Origin of the sequence: Peribacillus sp. NPDC097895 (assembly GCF_050277555.1) — a bacterium.
GTDB lineage: Bacteria > Bacillota > Bacilli > Bacillales > DSM-1321 > Peribacillus.
In genome coordinates, this window is the sequence record NZ_JBNNSH010000010.1 from 1 (window position 1) to 21,419 (window position 21,419).

Consider the following 21,419-nt stretch of genomic DNA (forward strand, 5'->3'; position numbering starts at 1 on the left):
AATGTTTGACTTGCTCATTTGCTTTTTTAATAGTGTGTGCTCACTTAAAATTTAACGTTGGCGCTTTGTTTTGTTCAGTTTTCAAAGAGCAATTTCACAAATCGTTCTTTCGAACTTCTGTTTATTCATCATAACACGCTATTGATTAGTTGTCAACTTCTGCGAAGTTTTTAACTTATTTTAAATCGCTGTGTTTCTCAGCGACCATTTCATCTTATCATTTTCATAGTAAGAAGTCAATAGTTATTATTTCTTTCAGTTAATCTACCAAAAGCGGATGAAATTTTTCGTTTGTCTTAGTTGGTGCTTATTTATATTAATCCTATTTCACTTTAAAGTCAATGCTTTTTCTCTGTATTGATATATTTTATTTCCTGACCAGTTTATTAGCTTATTCTTAATCAACAATTCAAAGTCAGATAGTACCTATATAATAGAAAGAGTTGTAAATACACAAGGTTGTCTTGTTGTTGATTAAGTAGTATCAATCTCCGTGGTATAAAGAAGGTTAAAGAAGAAATATAAAAAGATTTGCCTTGTCCCTCCCCTCGATCAAATCATCTTTTTCCCTTATTACTATCGCGTCTATCGGTTCCTTCTCCTCGGGAAAAGCGTTCATCAAGGAAAATGAAGATTCCACTGCAGCTTTTCCATCCTATCCCGCACCATAAATAGGATATCAGTGGTTTTATGGAACATAAGCTGCTTCTTAATCTAATGATGATAGAGATATAACCAAGTTGACTACCCCATTCCCGTTATGCTATTATATAACCAAGTAATATAATCGGAATAGTTAATATTGTGCATTTACACACTGACTTTTAAAAATTAAAGGAGATGGATATATGACAGCAGCAAAGGTAATACCAGGTGCGGAATCTTTTTTCTTACCCGGCAATTCTATCGGTATCCTCATTTGCCACGGTTTTAATGGAACACCACAAAGCGTAAGGTATTTAGGTGAAAACTTTGCTGCCAAAGGCTTTACTGTCTTCGCTCCTCGTTTGGCTGGTCACGGAACGGATGAACTTGAAATGGAAACGATCCTTTATAAGGAATGGATACAAGATGTTGAAATGGCCTATGCTAAATTAAAGCGAACCTGCACACATGTTTTCGCTATAGGACAATCGATGGGTGGCGCTCTTATCCTTGATTTAGCGACAAAAGTAGCTTGTGATGGGATTCTCACAATTAACGCCGCTCTCCAAGTTCCGGAATATGAAGTATATCGTAACCAATCGGATCCACGCTTCATTCCTGAAGGCAAAGCTGACATAAAGGACGCTACCACTAAAGAAATCACCTATGACCAAGTTCCCTCTAAAGCGATTAATCAATTGCTTGATATAATGGAACATACAAGTCAACGACTCGAAAACATTACATGTCCAATACTTATCTTTCATTCTCCAGAAGATCACGTTGTACCAGACTTATGTTCCTATCAAATATATGAAACTGTCACATCCGATGATAAGGAAATGGTGTCCCTTGAAAATTCATATCATGTGGCATCAATGGATCATGATAAAGATCATATTATTGAAAAGTCTTATCAGTTCATTCAAAGGCACAGTAAAAGGGCAACAATTGCTTCGTAACCTCTTTTCTCTATACTAATGGGTTTACGTATACACTTCACGGGTATATATAGTATATAAAGAAAAGGGAGGTAACATAATGAGCGGATTATCAGACAAAGTTAAAAGTACTGTAAATAAGGTAAAAGGTGAAACGAAAGACCAAGTCGGAAACGCGAAAAATGATCCTCACTTACAAGCAGAAGGAAAAGTCGATAAATTAAAAGGCAATCTTCAAGATGACATTAGTAAATTAAAGAATAAACATTAACGAACATTCTAATAGGATCCACACTATAGAGAAGAGGCGGCAGAAAACCTGCCGCCTCTTCCTTTTCAATTAGCTTGAATAACCACAACACACATATCATCGGGTTGATCTTGCTGCATATCCGAAGGCATCACAAAATCAATAGGGGCGGTTTCTTTACAATCAAACCATCTCGTCGTGACCGCCTCTTGTATTTGGTCCAGCCCTTCCGTCCCTTCTCGATCTATAGCCTCCATGACTCCATCCGTGAATAACAGAAGCTGAATCCGTTCTTCATAATGAATGGTGGATTTCTCTATTTTCATCTCAGTGAAGAAACCCACGGGGCATGTCCCTTTTGAAAGCGAGGCCACTTTTCCATCATCCATTAAAGCAAAGCCTGGTGGATGTCCAGCATTAACATATTCCACCGTTTTTTGCTCTGTATCTATGATCATATATATCGCGGTAAAATAATAATGCACTTGGTTATCTTCCTTGTTAAGGATACTCATCCAATGATTCATTTCATTTATGACTGCCACTGGATCCGTATGCGTTCTAATGGCATCCCTCAAAACGGATGAAATGAACATACACACAAGTGAGGCGGAAATGCCATGCCCCATCATGTCCAACAGGATGATCCCATAACGATTTTCATCAATACGATGCCAATAGTACATATCCCCTGCTAATTTATTTGCAGGCAAGTAAGATGCTCTTATGGTTAAGTGATCACCTACAATAGGCTCACTTAACAAGCTGCTTTGAACCTGCATGGACAGATCCAATTCGTTGCGAATTTTTTCATCCTGCGTTTTATGCCAATCTTTTTCATATTTAAGCCTTAACCCTACGCGTATTCTCGCGAGTAAATCTATTTTATTTATAGGCTTCATAATATAATCTATTCCGCCCACATCAAGTGCTTCGGCCACCTTGTTTGAATCTTCGAGAGCGGTCACAAAAATAACGGGTATATCTTTAAGGTGAGGAATGCTTTGAAGTCTTCTGCATGCCTCTATTCCATCGATTTCCGGCATCATGATATCAAGAAGAATGATGTCAACGGAAGTCTCTTTTGGTTGCGGACTATCCACCTGTAAATATTCAAACATCTCAACAGCTGAAGTTAATGATAGAAAATCCGTATAGCCAGCCCGCTTTAAAATTTTCTCTATAACGAAAAGGTTTACCTGGTTATCATCTACGATTAAAATCGTCATTCTTTCATTCCCCTTTTGGCTTATATCGAGCGGCAACATTATCTTTATATATGGATCAGCACATTAATAAAGCTCCCATAGCGTGATTTATTTCTATTTTATTATAACGAAATATAGGCTCTAATAATAATAATAAACCACGATGGCAGTTATGCTTGCAGACTAACTTCTTGTATATTCCCTTTCCTTTCACACCATAAACATAAAAATATAAAATCCTGAAAAATTCTCTAAATAAAAAAGAAAGAGTCCGCATATAAGCGAACTCTTCCCTTTTATAGTTTCCGATAAATTCGTTCTTTTGAGTCAAACTCCTCATATTCTTCCAAAAAGGTTGAGGTATGAAGTGTTTCCTTGCTACCAACTGCAAGGAATCCATCTTTACATAGACTGTCATAAAACAATTGTTTAACATAGGTCTGCAATTCACCGGTAAAGTAAATCATTACATTCCTGCACATGATGATATGAAACTCATTGAACGAACCATCAGTAACTAAGTTATGCTGAAAAAAAACAATGTTTTTAAGAAGACTCGAATCAAGATAAGCATTTTGATAATCGGTTGTGTAATACTCCGAAAATTCCTGGTTACCGCCAGCGTGCATATAGTTTTTCGTATAAGACTGCATTCTGTTTAAAGGCAGTATTCCTTTTTCCGCGTGACGGAGGACATCTTCATTCATATCGGTCGCATAAATCCTTGCCTTATCATAAAGCCCTTCTTCCTTAAGGATGATGGCCATGGAGAAGGCTTCTTCACCAGTCGAACAACCTGCATGCCAAATTCTGATTTCGGGAAGGTTTTTCAAGAGCGGAACAATATTCAAACGAAAAGCTTTAAAAAATTCCGGGTCGCGAAACATCTCAGTGACGTTTATCGAAAAATCCTTCAAAAGCTTCTCAACATACCCTTTTTCATATAAAACCAATTCAATCATTCCGCTAATCCTGCGAATATGATCCAGCCTCATTCGATTTTCGATTCTTCTTTTTATTGAAGTCCGCATATATTTGCGAAAGTCAAAGCCGGAAACAGAATAAATCGCCTGTAACAATAATTCGATTTCTATATCTTCACGTTCTTCAACAGTTAAAGTATCCTTCATGCAAAACCTTCCTTACTCATTCTATCAATCAATTAATCAGTCAGCCATACCCTCAGAACGGATAGTAACTGCTCTAATTTTAATGGCTTGCTGACATAATCGGACGCGCCGGCCTTCAGGCATTTTTCCCTATCGCCCTTCATCGCTTTGGCCGTTAGCGCGATGATCGGAAGATTCTCGAACTTATTCTGCTCGCGAATTCTAGTCATCGTTTCGTAACCGTCCATGCCTGGCATCATGATGTCCATTAATATTGCATCTATATTATTTCCTTTTTCAAGGAGTTCCAAACATTCATAGCCATTTTCAGCTGTAAGGATTTTCATTCCCTCGTGCTTCAGGGCATTTTTCAGCGCAAATATATTTCGGTGGTCATCATCGACGACAAGTACTGTTTTATTGCAGAAAGGTTTGGCCTCATTCGGACTTTCTTCATTGTTTATTCCTGCATCAGATTCCTTCTGATTGTCAAAAGGTGCAGCAGATTCATCGTGGTTAGCTGCTGCCACTTCTGGAGAAGCAGCTATTGCTTCACCAACATTTTTGAAGCCCTCTGGCATGCTTGGAATAAAGAAGGTAAAGGTACTGCCATGCCCCTCTTCACTATCTACAATGACCCAGCCTCCCAAGAGTTTAGCAAACTCTCGGCAAATGGATAGCCCAAGCCCTGTTCCTCCATATTTTCTCATTGTAGCTCCGTCACCCTGTTGGAACGCCTCAAAGATAATTTTTTGCTTCTCTTTTGAAATTCCGATGCCGGTATCCGTCACCTTGATTTCAACCCAATTGCTTGCTCCTTTTGTCTGTATCCATTGAGCAACATTTTCTTCCTCAGCTTTTTTGATTTGGACAGTAACTGAACCTTTTTCTGTGAATTTAAATGCATTGGATAACAAGTTTTTCAAAATTTGCTGGAAGCGTTGTTCATCCGTAAAGAAAATATCCGGAACATTTTTATCTTTTTCTATTTTAAAGTCAATGTTCTTTTTCTTCGCTACATGGTCGAAGTTACGATGCAATAACTCAGGGAGTTCACTCATATTCATTTCGTCAAAGACCACTTCGAGCTTTCCAACTTCAACTTTGGATAAATCCAAAATATCATTGATTAACGTTAATAAATCTTGGCCCGATGAGTTAATGACACGGGCGAATTCCTGTTGCTCTTCATTTAATTTACTTTCATTTGGATCAGAAAGCATTTCTGATAAGATCAAAATGCTATTGAGCGGTGTCCGCAATTCATGTGACATATTTGCCATGAACTCCGATTTATATTTTGAACTTAACTTTAATTCTTCCGCTTGTTTTTCAAGATTTAGTTTTGCGACTTGAAGCTCTTTCGATTTATCTTCAGTTTCACGGTTTCTCTCTTCCAATTGCTCATTGATCATTCGCAACTCTTCAGCCTGTGTTTGCAGTTCCTCTGATTGGGCTTGCATTTCCTCTGACTGTGATTGCAATTCTTCCGATTGAGCCTGTAACTCTTCAGTCTGTGCCTGTGATTCTTTCAATAAACGCTCAATTTCCATCCGGCCTTCTACATTATTAATCGTGATACCTAGAGTATCGAGAACCTGATATAGGAAATGTTTTTGTATCTGCGTAAAGTCTTCCAAACTTGCCAATTCGACCATCGCTACAACTTCATCCTCAAAAACGACTGGCGCTATGACAATGCTTTTCGGGTTGACTTCACCAAGCCCTGTTGTAACCAACTGAAAGTCTTCAGGGATATCGTTAATGACTTTCGATTTCTTTTCAAGGGCACATTGTCCAATCAAGCCCTCTCCCAATCTGAATTCACGTCTGCCTGAGTCCTTGCCATCTCCTGCAAAGCTGGCAAGCTTCACAAAACGCATATCGTCACCCTGACCGCGCTTGACGTAAAAAGCTCCGATTGAAGCTCCCATCATCGGTGCAAGTCTTGTAATGAACCGGTCAGCCAGAACTTCCACATCAACAATGCGCTGATACATGGTGGCCATATCCGCAACACGGGTCTGGATCCAGTTCTGCTCACTGATCTTTTCAGTGAAATCTTTCTCTTTTTGATTATAGGCTTCGAGCGATTCCGCCATATCATTAAAGGATCGGGCGATATCACCAATCTCATCATTAGTTCGAACCGGTACTCTTGGTACTACCGATAAATTTTTAAAATCGATATTATTGATGACCTTCGTAATGGATAGCAGATCCTTCGAAGTACTGCGAATCATCCAAACAACCGTAACAGAAATAACTAAAATGCTTAGAATAACAGCAAAAACTACAAAACCAATCATATCTTCATAGGTTTGTTTCGAATTATTTAAGGTATCTTTCATGACACCTTCTTGGTAATCTTTAAAGTCATCCATTGTACTGATGACTTTCGTCCGTTTTTCCCTTTGATCATCCATCAAATTGGAAAGACTATCCGAAGCGTTTCCCGCTTGTATCTTTTGAATGATTTCAGCCTCGGTTATGGAGTAAGAAGCATATTGAGTTTCGAACTCTTTCAATAATTGCTTTGCTTTTACCTTATTTAAGGTTCCTGATAACCCAGCAATTTTCGATTCAATCAAACTATGATTCTCATTGATGATTTCAAGGCTTTTTGCTCTTTCTTCTTTGTTTGCATCATTTGCAGCAAACAAAATTTCACGGTCCGACCTTGAAAACAGCTGACGGATTTCCATCGAAGCTTGAACTTTTTCATAGCGATTTTCAACAATTTCAGTCATGCTGCTTTTTAAATTGTTAAGCGTAATCATCATGAAAGAAAGTAATATAGCCAAGAAAAGCAAGATTAAACCGAACCCTAACATTTGCTTCTTCTTAAAACCCATTTTTTCGCCACCTTCAATACTTATTTATGAACAGCCAGTAATAAACGGCAGTGCAAGATAATCTTTATCCTATCAATTCGTAATACTTATTTTCCTTATAGGCTTTCATTTAACATGATATATAGATAGATTCATTGCTCAAACTCCATTTTAACATTTTCCAACATAAAATGGTTCTCTACAGGGTTATTTAAAATGAATTCATTTTCCAATTAAGTGGAACTCCACTTTTGCCACGGTCTTAAAAACCCAAAGGTCATTCATTATGAACTCCATAATAAAAAACCGAAAATTTCACTTTCGGTTTTTTATTGCGGTACTGTTTATTTAGTTTTCTTTACTTCAACATATAAAACATGGTGGCCGTCCATTTCCTTTACGGTAAATTCATATCCGGCGTATTCAATTTTATCCCCGATCGCAATCTCAAATCTTCCTGTCAGGAACCATCCGCCCAATGTATCGATATCATCCTCTGGCAAATCTATTGCAAGGGTATCATTGACATCCTCAACTAATGTTTTTGCGTTGAATATATAATGTCCCTCATCAATTTTTTGAATAAGCGGACGTTCATCTTGGTCAAATTCATCACGTATTTCCCCGACAATTTCTTCAAGAATGTCTTCCACAGTTACCAAACCTGCAGTTCCACCATATTCATCTGTCAAAACTGCCATATGAATCCGTTCCTTCTGCATTTTCAGCAGCAGATCATGAATGGCGATTGTTTCAAGAACTCGAATGACAGGAGTTACAAATGAATCAACCGTCAATGCCGATACATTTTCTTCTGTAATCGTCGCGGTATAAAGACGCTTGATGTTGACCATGCCCACGACATTATCTTTATCACCGTCTATGACCGGGTATCTTGTGTATTGCTCTTCTTGAATCAGTTCAACAACTTCCAATAAAGGCATGCCCTTTTCGATAACAGTCATTTCCGTACGCGGAACCATAATTTCATTGGCTATACGCTCATCAAATTCAAATATCTGATTTACATATTTATATTCCGATTGATTGATCTCACCGCTTTTATAGCTTTCTGATAAAATGATGCGCAGTTCCTCTTCCGAGTGGGCCATTTCGGACTCAGAAGCAGGCTTTAAACCGAATATGCCTGTTAGGATGCGGGCAGAACCATTCAGTAACCATATAAAGGGATACAAAATGCGGTAAAAGAGGATTAATGGCTTGGAAAAAAGTAAGGTTACTTCTTCCGCTTTTTGAATCGCAACAGTTTTTGGCGCCAGTTCCCCGACTACAACGTGCAGGAATGTTACAGAACCAAATGCGATTATGAATGAGATGATGTGACCTACGGATTCCTCTAATCCCCATTTAGTGAACAATGGTTTTAAAATTGCCTCAACGGTCGGTTCACCTAACACCCCTAAGCCTAAGGCCGTTACAGTAATACCCAATTGACAGGCAGATAAGTACTCATCGATATGAGACGTCACTTTCTTGGCTGCAAGTGCATTTCTATGCCCTTCTTCAATCAATTGATTGATGCGGGAACTTCTGACTTTTACGATTGCAAATTCCGAGGCAACGAAAAATGCGGTTAATGCTATTAATACAGCTACTGCTAATAATTTTATAAAAATCTCCAATATGTGCGGGTTGACCATGGAATATCTGCCCTTATAACATTCGGACTGGACATACACGGTTTAATCCCAAGCACCTCCTGTATAAATGGTTATTTTTGTTGCAAAAAGCGATTGCCTTATAACAAAACCATTTAGCCTATATCGTTAATATGCACCTTTATGCATTAAACTATAGGGAATAAATTTTAATCATACTAGCAAAACTAATAATGATTGGATCAAGGCCATGCTTTCATGGGAAATCTGTTTTTTTAGAAGAAGCTCATTTTTTTCGTCCTTTTTAATCAAGCTGATGACCTCTTGAATTTCCTCGTTCAGGCCATCCATTTTGCGTTTCAGTTGAAGCCCTGTTTCTTCAATTGCTAATGCAGCTTCCTTGTCTTGTTTCATTATTTTTTTTATGTCTTCTAATGAGAGGTTTTTTCTTTTATATCCCTCGATCAAGCGTAGCCTTTCAAGTTCACCGACTGAATAATAACGGTAATTGGAGGCGGAACGTTCTGCTTTAAGCAAACCTAAGTTCGTATAATAATCAACGGTTCGTTTCGTAACATTCGCCATTTCCGCCAACTCGCCAATTTTTAATGTCTCGTTCCCAATATAACCCCTCCAAACCGTCGCGTGATGGTTTAGACAAATTGAAATTATGTCATTTCCATTGTGACGTTTTATTCTATCCTCTAATCGTACATTATTTTAACTGAAATGAAAAATTTTTATTATTGGATAAACAGATATTATTGCTTTATCTATACCCTTCATGGGAAAACAAAAAACCGATTAGTTGAATAATCGGTTTAATCTATGATTTGACCTGTGGATTTTATTTTTTTACTGTAAAATGATTGCTCAATATTTTAGGACCGCACTGGCATAGGGAAGAATGCTTTAGTTTCTTTATTGGTGTCCCGCATGTTTCACAGACTTTTGCTACCATTTATACTGTCCTCCTCACTTTATTAATGCTTGTTAAATATTATTATACCACTTACCAAATGATAATCAATACTACATTAAAATTATTACAAATAATAGACAAGACTTTCATTTTACTCCTTTTTATAAGCATCTCACTTCCCAAGTGATTATAAAAAGGAGTAAATGTAACAAAACTCATCAGGAAGGTTGGTGTTAGTATGACGGATGAAATCCGCTCAATCCCCCGTCCCTTGGTACGAACGAATCAATGGGTCATTTTGTTAAGCGTAACCACTGCCTTATTGACGGGGCAAATATGGATATTACTGATTCCCTTAGCGGCGGGACTTTCAGGTCTTCTCTTTAATTTCAATCCAGTTATGCGTCTTGCAAAGCCCTTTCTGAAAAAAAAGCCCTCCGATTATATTCCTGAAGATCATTCACAGCAACAGTTCAACCAGGTTATTGCCGTCGTTTGCTTAGGTCTCGGTTTAATTTCTTTCTTGCTTGGTTGGAACGTGGTCGGTTATATCTTCACTTTGATGGTCGGATTAGCTTCCTTCATAGCCATTCTTGGATTCTGCATCGGCTGCTTTATCCTTTTCCAGTGGAAACGACATTCCCATCAACGATCTCTTCGCTAAAACTAAAAAGATGGGACTGACATACGACAGTCCCACCTTTTTATTCGGTTGCATGTAAAGAATTGCTCCTTTTAACCCAATAAGTTACCAACGCGATCAAAAGAATTAAAACAGCTTGCGGCACCAGCGTTTCCACTGTTGGATAAAGACCTATCCATTCTACGAATGGGAAGGAGCTGATTGTATTTGTCTGTATCATTTGCGAAACCTGAAGCGAATGGATGGAGACTCCAAGAATCTTGAAAGCCAAGACATATATGAGTATCGTTGCCACTTTAAAGAATAGGGTCATCGGTAATTTCACACTATAGCGCAGCATGATGAAGCCAATGACCAATAAAATGAGGAAGGCCAAGAGTATTCCGCTCAGTAGCTGCTTTAATTCCATATAAGGCGCCATTCCAGCATAAAAGATAATGGTCTCCGCACCTTCTCGGAATATGGATAAAAAGCTAATAAGCGCGAAAGAAATGATGCTTCCCGTCGCAATGGCGTGGTTCATTTGCTTGCTGATATACCTGTTCCATGCATGGACATTCGATTTACTATGAAGCCAAAGACCAATTGTCAACATCATCAATACCGCTACTACCCCAGTGATTCCCTCAATATATTCCCGGCTTGACGCAGCCGTAATCTGGGAGAAAACGATATTGATAATGACCGCCAATACGGAGCTGGCAACTAAGCCTGCACCAACCCCTGTCCAAATCCATTTTTGTTTGTCCGCTTGTCCAATTTTTTTTAGGAACGACAGTAATGTAGCTACTATCAAAAGCGCTTCTAACCCTTCACGTAAAAGAATCAGTGCGGCATCCCATGTTGTATAACTCGTATCATCAATCAAGGGGAGTAACCTTGTGTTTAAATCGGAAACGATTCCCTTCGCTTCCTCAGCCTTTACCTTTTTCGATTGCAATAAGCTGATTGCGGTAGGGACTTTCGTTTCCATATCGCTGTAAAGCTTGCTGTCCCTTGTTGAGACTTCTCCTTCAACATTAGGCCAAATCGTTAAAATTTTGTTTAACTGATCAACCGCCGAACCGATGTCATCCTTATCAATATTCGTTATACTTCCTTGTAAGAGCTGCGTTACATCTCCAAGTGAATAGGTCTTCTGGTTTCCTTCTGCAACCTTACCAGCAAGGAAATCCTCCAATATACCTTTCAGATCAGCTAGGCTCTTTTTTGCTTTATCTGGATCAGGCGGATCTTGTGTAATGGCTATTCGTACAAAGGCCATATTTGTCTCAATCTCACCATATGTAGCAACACTTTTCTCCCTTATAACGACCTCTGCGTCGGTCCATTGATTCAGCAAGTTCGTATATTGAACTTTAGCTTGATCAAAGTCTCCTTCCGTTATCAAAGCGTCCAACTCATCTATTAAAGGGATTATCGCTTGTAACCGATCTTTATAGTCCGTCTTGTCAACTGGGTTTTCATTCGTATCATATGTAACAAGAGCACTAGATAATGCCGATAGCCGCTTTTTGATTTCATCCTTGGTGGCTTGGTCTCTCACAGCACTTTTTACCGCTGATAGTTGCGTATCGACTTTCTTCGCATCTTCGCTGTCCGTTTTAATCGCTTTCCAATCCTTCTCGAATCGATCGATATTTTTCGATACTTCTTCAAGATCCCCGGCTTTTACCTTCATTAGACTATCGCCAATATAAACAAAAAGCTGATCATGGTTTTCACCCGCTGAAACAATCCTTACAGAAGATGAAATAAATAAAAGACCGACTATTAAAATCAATATCCCACTCTTCAATCTAGAAACAGTCATACTGGTCCCTCCTATCATGAACTAAAATCGCCAACCCGGATAAGCATCCATGCTGGCGATTTCACGTCCTCATTTTATATTCCATTTATCCAAAAAGGGAATCTCCAATATACCCGCCCTTTTTCGCACCTGGTAAACAAGCGAACATGGCGCTACCCCGGTGAACGATATATTCATTAAGCTTATCATTTTTCGCTAGTCGCTCCTGTATAGGAATGAATTGTTTACTAGGTCTGCGCTGAAAACAAATGAATAGCAGGCCCGCATTGAAACTTCCCGTTTTAGGATCCATTCCGTCTGCATATGAATAAGGACGCCGCAGTATCTTTGCTTTTCCGTCACCCCTGGATAGACTCATATGCGAATCTTCTGGAATGATCCGATTTCCATTTGGATCTTTGGCTTCTAAATCCACGCTATCAAACTCTTTTTTCATCCCTAATGGAGCTCCGCTGTCGCGATGTCGTCCAAACGTATTTTCTTGTTCCCTCAATACGGTACGATCCCAAACCTCAATGTACATCTGAATTCTGCGCACCACCATATAACTACCGCCAACAAGCCAGTCAGGTCCGTCCCCTGCCTTTACCCATACATGCTCATTCATTTCACTGCTATTATTCGTATCCGGATTGACCGTCCCATCCTTAAACCCGAATAAGTTACGCGGTGTCGTTTTTTGTGAATCGGCTTGCTTAGTTCGTTGAAAACCTGTCTGTGCCCAATGAATGATCACTTTCCCTCTTCCGATTCTCACTAAGTTTCGGACGGCATGGAAAGCGACTTGAAGGTCATCTGCACAGGCTTGAATGCAAATATCCCCACCGTTCCATGAATCTTCCAAGGCATCTAAAGGGAATTTGGGCAAGTCCTTTAATTCAGCAGGGGTTTTAGATTTCAAACCAAATCGGTCTTTGCCATCCTTCGAAAACAGTGTCGGACCCACTCCAAAAGTTATCGTTAAATTGGAAGGTGATAATTCTTTTGCTTCCCCCGTATCTTTTGGAGGCATATTTGCATTAAGGGATGCTTCACCAATCAAATTTCCCGCTGTCATCTGAGCAGCAGCCTCTGTCCAGTCCTTGAATAATTGGATTAGGTCCGACCTTTTATCTGTCGTTACTTCCAATGATGCGAAATAAAGGTTATCTTGCGCTTCAGTGGTGATGCCAGCTTGATGAGCACCATAAAAAGGGACGACATCTTTAGTTTGCCCCTTTGCCTTTGAATCTGAAAGATTTAACAGTCCTCCTAATCCAGATGCTCCTACCACGACTCCGATTCCACCGACTCCTGCTGTCTTTAACATATTTCGACGACTTACTTTTTTAGTAAAAAGCTCGATTTCGTCATTCGGCGTTTTTTCCTTCAATTATGATTCCTCCGTTACAATCCCTATTTGCGAAAGTGGTTCGGCTAATGCATCAATGGCTTGACTTAACTCTTTAACTTCGGACTCTTTTAAATCCGTATAAGAGATATAGCCATCACCATCTTTATGCTTTTCAAGCAGGCCGTATACATCGTCAAAACGTTGTTGGATTTCCGAAGCAAGCTTCTCATCCTTTTCTTTAAGTGCAGGTGTCAACAGTTCGTAAATTTTTTCTGCACCTTCAACATTTGCCACGAAATCATATAAATCCGTGTGAGAGTATCGGTCTTCCTCTCCTGTAACTTTGCTGGTAGAAACTTCATTCAATAAATCAACCGCACCTGTGATTAACAAATCCGGTGTTACCTCAACCGTTTCAACTTTGGCACGAAGCAGATTGACATCACTCATTAATTGCTTGGCATATTTCTCGTACCCTTTGGTTGTGTTTTCTTCCCATAATCCCATTTCGATCCGGTGGTAACCGCCCCACTCTTCATCTTTGACGTCCCCTTTGCGAGCATCAATTTTGGGATCAAGGTCACCAAATACTTCGGCAATCGGTTCCGCTCTCTCATAATGCATACGCGCTGGAGCGTATACTTCCTTCGCCTTTTCAATATCACCGGTTGATACAGCCGTCGTAAATTCTTCCGTTGCTTTTACAAACTCTTCTATTTCACTAATCGCATATTCACGGTACTCACTAGATACATCATCGAGCTTGCTTGCACTCGTTTCTTTGGCCTTATCATCTGCCGGCTTAGTATCTTCCTTTTCCTGCGAACAGCCAAATAATAGGCTGGTTGATAATAAGACTGCTAATGACACTTTTGCTTTCTTCATTTTGTATTCTCCCTTTGAATTGTTTTGTAGATTCATATTAGCAGATAATGAAAATCATTATCAATATATATTTTATTGGAAATGTAACATTTTTCATTCCCTTCAAAAATCTTCACCCATGTGACCTTTTACTTCCCTACAAAAGCGCCCATACTTTCAAGGTAGCCTTCCTAGCAACTACCTTCACGCTCACTCATTAACATGTCATTTTCTTTGTCCATGATTTTTGTGATATCCTCAACAAATTGAATGATAAATAGTAACTCTTGCTCGCTATAAGCGGAACATAAATCTTTGGTGGCCATGGAGAGCGATTTATAGTGTGATTTAATCTGTTCCTGTCTTTCGGAAATCGGTGCAATCATAACCCGTCTTCCATCATTTTGATCTCGTTCTCTTTTCACATACCCGGATTTCTCAAGGCGATTGATTAGTGCGGTAACAGAACCCGTACTCAATCCTGTAATTTTGGATAGTTCACCTGCGGTTATCGGTCCTGTTTCATTCAATATTTCAGCAGTCTTTAAGTCTGTATGGGTCACCCCTATTTTCTGCGCCATGTTTTGTTGAAATAAAACGGATCTCATCCCATACCGTTGCAAGCTATGTGTTAAACTCTCTAACAGAGCTGGATTGATCCCATTATCGCTTGACATAAAATGCCACCCCTTTTACACTTAAATTTATCTTGATTTTCAAGATAAATGTTTTGATTTATCTTAACGTTTGCCTTTCAACCATGTAAAGGAAAATCATGAATTGGTTGATACGAAGGAGGAAAATAAATGAACGAACAAAAAAACCAAAAATTCATTGTTGCCGGTTTATTATTGGGTATCTTAATGTCAGCAATGGATAATACGATTGTTGCGACTGCAATGGGAACGATTGTTTCTGAATTAGGCGGGTTTGATAAGTTTGTGTGGGTGACATCTGCCTATATGGTCGCCACGATGGCAAGTATGCCGATATTCGGTAAGCTTTCCGACATGTATGGACGAAAAAGGTTTTTTATTTTTGGTCTCATAGTCTTTTTAATCGGGTCCGCTTTATGTGGCATGGCGCAAAGCATAGTGCAGTTAAGTATCTTCCGTGCAATCCAAGGGATAGGCGGAGGCGCTTTGATGCCAATTGCCTTTACTATCATTTTTGATATTTTCCCGCCTGAGAAACGCGGAAAATTAACAGGTCTTTTCGGCGCTGTTTTTGGGGCCTCAAGCGTATTGGGCCCGCTATTAGGTGCTTATATTACCGAATATTCGAGCTGGAATTGGATTTTCTACGTCAATGTTCCGATTGGAATCATTTCTTTATTTTTCATTTGGAGATATTACATGGAATCAACCAACACACGAGAGCAGAAAATTGATTGGGGTGGCGCAGCAACTCTCGTCATTGCCGTTATTAGCTTAATGTTTGCGCTCGAACTGGGCGGAGAATATGGTTGGAATTCTTATCCTATCATCGGTCTGTTTGCTAGCTTTGTGGTATTCTTCGTTTCTTTCTTCTTTTTTGAAAAAAGAGCAAAGGATCCAATCATTTCATTATGGCTATTTAAAAGGCGATTGTTTGCCACTTCTCAAATTTTGGCCATTCTTTATGGCGGTACATTCATTATTTTAACCGTATATATCCCAATTTTCGTACAGGCAGTTTACGGGGGTTCCGCCACAAATGCCGGATTGATCCTCACCCCCATGATGCTTGGTTCTGTATTCGGAAGTGCAATTGGCGGGATCTTCAATACAAAGACAAGCTTTCGCAACTTAATGACAATTTCCGTCATCTGTTATTTTGCCGGGATGCTCCTATTAGGGACCATTACCCCTGATACAAGCAGGACTTTATTAACCTTGTACATGATTCTGACTGGTTTTGGCATGGGCTTTTCCTTCTCCCTTTTACCTATTGCCTCCATTCATAATTTGGAACCTAGATTCCGTGGATCGGCCAACTCAACAAACTCATTCCTCCGGTCCTTTGGGATGACACTTGGTGTCACAATTTATGGAGCGATTCAGAACAATGTATTCACAAGTAAAATGACGGATGCATTTAAAGGCATGCAAGGAGGCCCGGATACAAACGGATTGATGGAGGACCCACGTCAGCTCTTCGAGTCGAATGCACGTGCCGAGATTCCAGACTTTGTCTTAGATAAAATTGTTCATGCAATGTCTGATTCGATTTCATTAATATTCACTCTGGCCCTCATTCCGATCGGACTTGCAGCGATCACAGTGTTCTTTATGGGAAAAACAAGAGTAGAAACATCTCCAAAAGAGGAATCATTACAATAAACAAAAAAAGCGCTGGACCTCCAGCGCTTTTTTTGTTAGTTTTCATCTCTTCTATTTAAATAGGTGTAAAGATTGCCGAAAAATCATTCTCCCACTAAAATGATAAGTAACACATTCACATACTGAGGTGAGAAATTTGAAGATCGTATGTTTTGGAGACAGTTTAACCAGAGGCATTTCTTATGTTAAAGGCCGGCTACGCATTATTAAAGAAAATTATCCGAACTCTTTAGCTAAGCTTACGGAATCATTGCCATTTGTCGAAGTTTTGAATAAAGGGGTTTTCAATGACAACTCCGACTTATTGGTTAGCAGGGTCGAGAAAGATGTCATGTCTGAAAATCCCGATATCGTATTAATAGAGGTCGGGGGAAACGACTGTAACTTCCAATGGGCCGAAGTAGCCAAAAATCCAGAAGGTGATCATCTGCCAATCGTTCCCATCGAACGCTATCTGGAAAATATCACCCAACTTGTCAGACAGGTTCAGGACAAGCATGTTACACCTTTCCTTTTAACACTTCCACCACTGGATCCTGCCAGGTATTACAGATCCATCGCTGATAAGTTCGGGCATTCGATCGGACATTTCGTTTCCCATGTCGGGGGTATCGAACATTGGCATGGGATGTATAACCGTCAATTAAAAAGCCTCGCTGAAGAACTAAAGGTGCCTTTGATCGATGTCCGGTCCTACATTAAATCCTCTGGCGACTTGAATCGCTTGATTAGCGATGATGGCATCCACCTCACTTCCGAAGGATACCAGCAAATGAGCATGGCCATATACAGTGATTTGCAGAAGTATATGGCTGAGAGAAAAAGCAAATAAAAAAGACAAAGCATGGCGCTTTGCCTTTTTTCGTTTTACAGACTTTTCGCTTCCACGTTTTCCGGAAGCTTGAAAGGGTTCTCGGTATTGATCCGGTCATAAAACATCATCCCATTTAAATGATCTAACTCATGTTGGAACACGATTGAAGCAAAGCCCTTCAGGCGCATCTCTATTTCCTTACCATTACTATCCAACGCTTTAATTTTAACCCGTTCATAACGCGGTACATAGCCTTTAATATCACGGTCGACTGAGAGGCAGCCTTCACTTTGCGGTAAATAAATCATCGTAGCGGAATGACTGATAATTTTCGGATTCACAAGAGCATATTCATATAGCTTCCCTTTTTCATCTGGAAAGTATAAGACGAACATGCGTTTATTCAAGCCTATCTGATTTGCAGACAACCCGACACCTTCACGTAAGTTGTATTTCTTTTGGAGTTTTGGGTCCTGGCTGTTTTTCAGATATTGCATCATGCATTCCAACGTTTCACGATCTTCATCCGAAATCGGCAGGCTGACTTCATCCGTTACCTGACGCAGAATTGGATCTCCTTCTCTAACAATATCCTTCATCGTAATTATATAGTCTTTTATAAATTTACTCATAAAAATTCACACTCTTCTACCATTTTATTTTTCATGACTTAGACCTTTTCACTTTAGCATTTCGTATTTAAAAAGTCTAATACGCAGGGTGGATTAAATATTTAAAAATTTCTGACTCCATTCTTAACTTTTTCATAATAGAAAGGATATTTTCTTGACTTTAACATTATTTACCTTCATTTTAGAGCATAAAGACCTATAGATTACATGTTTAAAAATTTTATACTGAATATATATTCCTTAAAGGAGATGAAAAATTGAACTCGAACTCTAAATTAGTTTCGAAGTTGCTGCCGTTCATAACGGCTTTCATTGTGATAATTGGCGGAATCAGTTGGTATGTTGTAACTCAGTCAAAGGATACGGTCATCCCATTTTCTTCGGTAGAAAAGACGATTAAAGCCCAAAATGGAGCCCTTGTCTCTATTGAAGAAAAAAGAAATGGCACTCTTCACATCACCACACCAGATGGAGAATATGTTTCTAATATTCCTCCCAACAGTCAAATGATCAATAAGCTTGTCGAAACTTATAACGTTCAATATTCTTTTTCATCAACTAATAAATCTGCGTTATGGATTTTCGGCGGATTATTGGCGGCTCTGGTTACAACCGCTGTCATTATACAGAAAAAATCAAAGGGCGGATTGCGGGTCGGCAGTAAAAAACAAAGCCTTTCCACCCCAAAGCCCCTGCCAGAGATAACTTTGGATGATGTAGGCGGTTTGCAAACCGAAATCAAACAAGAACTCCTACAGACCCTTACTACATTAAAGGAACCTGAGCGTTCAGAAAAGATTGGAATTAAACCGCCTCAAGGCATTTTATTATACGGCCCCCCTGGAACGGGGAAAACCCTGCTTGCACAAGCAATCGCAAAAGAGCTTGGTGCAAACTTCTTCTCAACGAGCGGTTCAGCCTTCAACGAAATGTTTGTTGGAGTCGGTGCAGCCCGAGTCCGCAGCCTTTTCCAAAATGCACGTAAGCAATCGCCAGCTGTCATTTTCATCGATGAAGTGGACGCGTTGGCTGGTAAAAGGAAAGCTCATGGCGGGGAAGAAGGCGAAAAAACGTTAACTGAACTGCTTGTGCAATTGGATGGAGGCCATCCAAATGAAGGCATTTTATTCATTGCAGCGACCAACCGGAAAGATATGCTCGATGAGGCATTTCTACGTCCGGGCAGGATCGATTTCTCTTTCCAAGTTCCACTTCCAGATACACAAGGAAGAAAGGAAATCATCGATATCCATACGAAAGGAAAGCGTCTAGCGACAGATGTCCTTGCTTCCCTGGATGAGTTGGCGGAAAGTACATCAGGTTTCTCTGGTGCTGACTTAAGCTCCCTGTTCGATACTGCCTCACGTCATGCCCTTAGGAATGAACAGGATACGATTCGTAAACAGGATCTTGATTACGCCATTGACCGTACGATACTTGGAGCGACATCACGTACCCTGAATGATGTGGATACGAAGCGGCGCGTGGCCATTCATGAAAGTGGACATGCCTTGATTGCAGCTTTGACAAAGCCCGGTTCCGTTCGAAAGGCTACCATCATACCGCGTGGGGAAGCCCTTGGATATGTAGCACCGATACCAAAAGAACTCCATCTGGCAACAGCCAGTGAATTACTTGATCAAGTCAAAATGATTTTAGCAGGTGGCGTGGCGGAAAGAATGTATTTAGGAGAACATAGCATCGGTGTAGGCGGAGATGTACAACAGGCTAAGCACCTGCTTGAACAAATGGTCGATACCGGAATGCTTCAAGATGGATTTACCCTCACCTTTAATAAAGGTGAGAAGGAGCAAAAGATGCAGGAATTATTCACGAAGGCGATTTCTGAAACAGAAATGTTGATTGATTCGAATCGTCCACAGTATGAAGAGCTCGTTGAGGAGCTATTGAAAAAAGAGACACTCGAAGGATCAGAAGTTCAGCGTATCGTTGATGCTTCAGAAATAACCAGTGTATGCTCGAATGCGTAATACTCTTTTACATTAGGCCTTAAGTCCTAATGTAATATGTAGAGCCTGTTTCCAATCGAACAGGCTCTTTTTTTTGATCATATATGGAAGCAAGCCGCAAAGCAGAATGAATGCAGGGAAATTAACCAGATGGAAATTCCTCGTCCTCAGTCTATACGGTTTGTTCCTTTAAGGTTTTTCCTTTCCCTGTTACTGCAATCCAAAGAACAATATTTGGTCAAGTGCTTCCATGGATTTACTGAGAAAGACCTATTTCTTACCAGGCACATTTCTCTTCAAAGCAAAATGTAAGGCCCTGTTAATCAAAGGTGGCAAAACTGAAAGATGCCCTTCCCCTTCAAACTCCTTGAATTGAACATTCATTCCCCTATCCTTCAAGGATAATCGTTTTGATAATTCTAAAGCATTTTCGTTCATGCCGCTTTTATGGGTACCCTCCAGCTTCCCCACGCCTAGCAATAAGGAAATGTCACCTTTTTCTTGATCTAATCGAGAAAGAAACCTATCCTCCTCCTCATGGAACCACTTTTTATTCCAATGGAGAGATGGGCTTCCAGCAATTTAAGTTTGGAAAGCATACGGATTTTCAAAAAGAACATATAAAGCGAAAAGGCCGACAAGGGAATGCCCGAAGAGCGTTTGGCTATTATGATCGACCTTAAATCTTTTATCGATCTCCGGTTTTAAATCCTCTTCTATGAATCTCAGAAAGTTTTCCGCTCCTCCATGTGAAGGCCATGGACTTCCATCTGGTCTTACAGGTAACTCGTTAACCGCAACGGGCAGAGTGAAATCATAATAACGTTCAGAAGAAAATGGTGCATGGGTGGCATATCCAATACCCACAATGATGGCGGGAACCACCCCTGACTTTTCCGGCCGTCGTGATTGCAATCGTACCGCCTCAACCACCGTTCCAAAAACAGAATTGACATCTAGCAAATAAATGACTGGATACCCCGAGGGTGGCGGCTCTTCCAATGGCTTTGATACAAAGGTTTGGTATTCATGTTTCCCTGTACACGAAGATTGAATGGGCCATGGATATCACAAAAACCCTTTCATTTCGAAACCGGCAGATCGCAAATTTATCCGGTGGCCAACGACAGAAGGTTTGGCTAGCAATGGCTTTAGCACAGCAAACGGGGATTTTATTACTAGATGAACCGACCACCGACCTTGATATGGCTCATCAACTAGAGGTCTTGCAAATTGTTGAAAGACTTAACAGGGAACAAAAAAAAACCATCGCGATGGTACTGCATGATATCAACCATGCCTCTCGGTTTTCACATGAAATCATAACGATGAAAGAAGGAGAAATCGTTAAAATCGGTACACCTGGCGAAATCATTACACCTGCCGTTTTAGAAGAAGTCTTTTCGTATTCATGCAAGGGTCATGATAGATCCTGCCAATGGGGCTCCCGTTTGTTTTATGGTTTCCATCTAAATTTTATAACATAGTTGATTGGAGCTGG

The 21,419-nt window shown here is 40.0% G+C and carries 16 protein-coding genes and 2 pseudogenes; 7 read left to right on the forward strand and 11 right to left on the reverse strand.

The features are described from left to right. Positions 1 to 848 precede the first annotated feature (848 nt). Positions 849 to 1,607 (forward strand): alpha/beta hydrolase, encoded by a 759-nt coding sequence (locus ACQKMH_RS26050; RefSeq protein WP_427590228.1) that lies wholly within the window; start codon positions 849 to 851, stop codon positions 1,605 to 1,607. A 79-nt stretch (positions 1,608 to 1,686) separates the two neighbouring features. Further along, positions 1,687 to 1,857 carry a CsbD family protein gene (locus ACQKMH_RS26055; RefSeq protein ID WP_230161152.1) on the forward strand — a complete coding sequence of 57 codons (171 nt, stop codon included), beginning with the start codon at positions 1,687 to 1,689 and terminating at the stop codon, positions 1,855 to 1,857. Positions 1,858 to 1,922: 65 nt separating this feature from the next. Here ACQKMH_RS26055 and ACQKMH_RS26060 read toward each other — a convergent pair whose 3' ends face one another. From ACQKMH_RS26060 to ACQKMH_RS26080, 5 genes are all read right to left on the reverse strand, one after another. After that, positions 1,923 to 3,065: a PP2C family protein-serine/threonine phosphatase gene (locus ACQKMH_RS26060; protein WP_230161153.1), complete on the reverse strand. Its 1,143-nt coding sequence runs from the start codon at positions 3,063 to 3,065 to the stop codon at positions 1,923 to 1,925. A gap of 275 nt (positions 3,066 to 3,340) precedes the next feature. Then, complete coding sequence (locus ACQKMH_RS26065) at positions 3,341 to 4,174, reverse strand: CheR family methyltransferase (RefSeq protein WP_427590229.1); 834 nt, start codon at positions 4,172 to 4,174, stop codon at positions 3,341 to 3,343. 32 nt (positions 4,175 to 4,206) lie between these two features. After that, positions 4,207 to 7,008: a response regulator gene (locus tag ACQKMH_RS26070; RefSeq protein ID WP_427590230.1), complete on the reverse strand. Its 2,802-nt coding sequence runs from the start codon at positions 7,006 to 7,008 to the stop codon at positions 4,207 to 4,209. 323 nt (positions 7,009 to 7,331) lie between these two features. After that, positions 7,332 to 8,630: a hemolysin family protein gene (locus ACQKMH_RS26075; RefSeq protein WP_427590288.1), complete on the reverse strand. Its 1,299-nt coding sequence runs from the start codon at positions 8,628 to 8,630 to the stop codon at positions 7,332 to 7,334. A 189-nt stretch (positions 8,631 to 8,819) separates the two neighbouring features. Next, a complete protein-coding gene (locus ACQKMH_RS26080) occupies positions 8,820 to 9,191 on the reverse strand; it encodes a MerR family transcriptional regulator (RefSeq protein WP_427590231.1) in 372 nt (123 codons plus the stop codon). A gap of 575 nt (positions 9,192 to 9,766) precedes the next feature. Between ACQKMH_RS26080 and ACQKMH_RS26085 the strand changes: the two genes are divergently transcribed. Continuing rightward, positions 9,767 to 10,192 (forward strand): DUF4395 domain-containing protein, encoded by a 426-nt coding sequence (locus ACQKMH_RS26085; protein WP_427590232.1) that lies wholly within the window; start codon positions 9,767 to 9,769, stop codon positions 10,190 to 10,192. Positions 10,193 to 10,232: 40 nt separating this feature from the next. On the opposite strand, the gene ACQKMH_RS26090 is transcribed toward ACQKMH_RS26085, so the two are convergent. The 4 genes from ACQKMH_RS26090 to ACQKMH_RS26105 form a co-directional block, all read right to left on the reverse strand. Then, the gene (locus ACQKMH_RS26090) at positions 10,233 to 11,984 is read right to left on the reverse strand and encodes an FTR1 family protein (RefSeq protein WP_427590233.1); all 1,752 of its coding nucleotides are present in this window, start codon (positions 11,982 to 11,984) and stop codon (positions 10,233 to 10,235) included. Positions 11,985 to 12,069: 85 nt separating this feature from the next. Next, positions 12,070 to 13,356 (reverse strand): iron uptake transporter deferrochelatase/peroxidase subunit, encoded by a 1,287-nt coding sequence (gene efeB, locus ACQKMH_RS26095; protein WP_427590234.1) that lies wholly within the window; start codon positions 13,354 to 13,356, stop codon positions 12,070 to 12,072. Next, on the reverse strand, positions 13,357 to 14,202 hold the full coding sequence (efeO, locus tag ACQKMH_RS26100) for an iron uptake system protein EfeO (protein WP_427590235.1): 846 nt from the start codon (positions 14,200 to 14,202) through the stop codon (positions 13,357 to 13,359). 170 nt (positions 14,203 to 14,372) lie between these two features. Further along, complete coding sequence (locus ACQKMH_RS26105) at positions 14,373 to 14,858, reverse strand: MarR family winged helix-turn-helix transcriptional regulator (protein ID WP_427590236.1); 486 nt, start codon at positions 14,856 to 14,858, stop codon at positions 14,373 to 14,375. Between the two features lie 129 nt (positions 14,859 to 14,987). Between ACQKMH_RS26105 and ACQKMH_RS26110 the strand changes: the two genes are divergently transcribed. Together ACQKMH_RS26110 and ACQKMH_RS26115 are read left to right on the forward strand one after the other, a co-directional pair. After that, positions 14,988 to 16,502 carry an MDR family MFS transporter gene (locus ACQKMH_RS26110; RefSeq protein WP_427590237.1) on the forward strand — a complete coding sequence of 505 codons (1,515 nt, stop codon included), beginning with the start codon at positions 14,988 to 14,990 and terminating at the stop codon, positions 16,500 to 16,502. A 136-nt stretch (positions 16,503 to 16,638) separates the two neighbouring features. Further along, complete coding sequence (locus ACQKMH_RS26115; protein ID WP_427590238.1) at positions 16,639 to 17,334, forward strand: SGNH/GDSL hydrolase family protein; 696 nt, start codon at positions 16,639 to 16,641, stop codon at positions 17,332 to 17,334. A 35-nt stretch (positions 17,335 to 17,369) separates the two neighbouring features. On the opposite strand, the gene def is transcribed toward ACQKMH_RS26115, so the two are convergent. Then, positions 17,370 to 17,948, reverse strand: coding sequence for a peptide deformylase (def, locus tag ACQKMH_RS26120; protein ID WP_427590239.1), 579 nt, complete (start codon positions 17,946 to 17,948; stop codon positions 17,370 to 17,372). A gap of 257 nt (positions 17,949 to 18,205) precedes the next feature. Between def and ACQKMH_RS26125 the strand changes: the two genes are divergently transcribed. After that, on the forward strand, positions 18,206 to 19,939 hold the full coding sequence (locus ACQKMH_RS26125; RefSeq protein ID WP_427590240.1) for an AAA family ATPase: 1,734 nt from the start codon (positions 18,206 to 18,208) through the stop codon (positions 19,937 to 19,939). A gap of 249 nt (positions 19,940 to 20,188) precedes the next feature. Here the strand turns inward: ACQKMH_RS26125 and ACQKMH_RS26130 are convergent. Beyond that, positions 20,189 to 20,974, reverse strand: a pseudogene (locus ACQKMH_RS26130) (alpha/beta hydrolase); the annotation flags it as partial. Between ACQKMH_RS26130 and ACQKMH_RS26135 the strand changes: the two are divergent. Continuing rightward, positions 20,968 to 21,391, forward strand: a pseudogene (locus tag ACQKMH_RS26135) (ABC transporter ATP-binding protein); the annotation flags it as partial. The pseudogenes ACQKMH_RS26130 and ACQKMH_RS26135 sit on opposite strands and share 7 nt — an antisense overlap. Between the last annotated feature and the right edge of the window lie 28 nt (positions 21,392 to 21,419).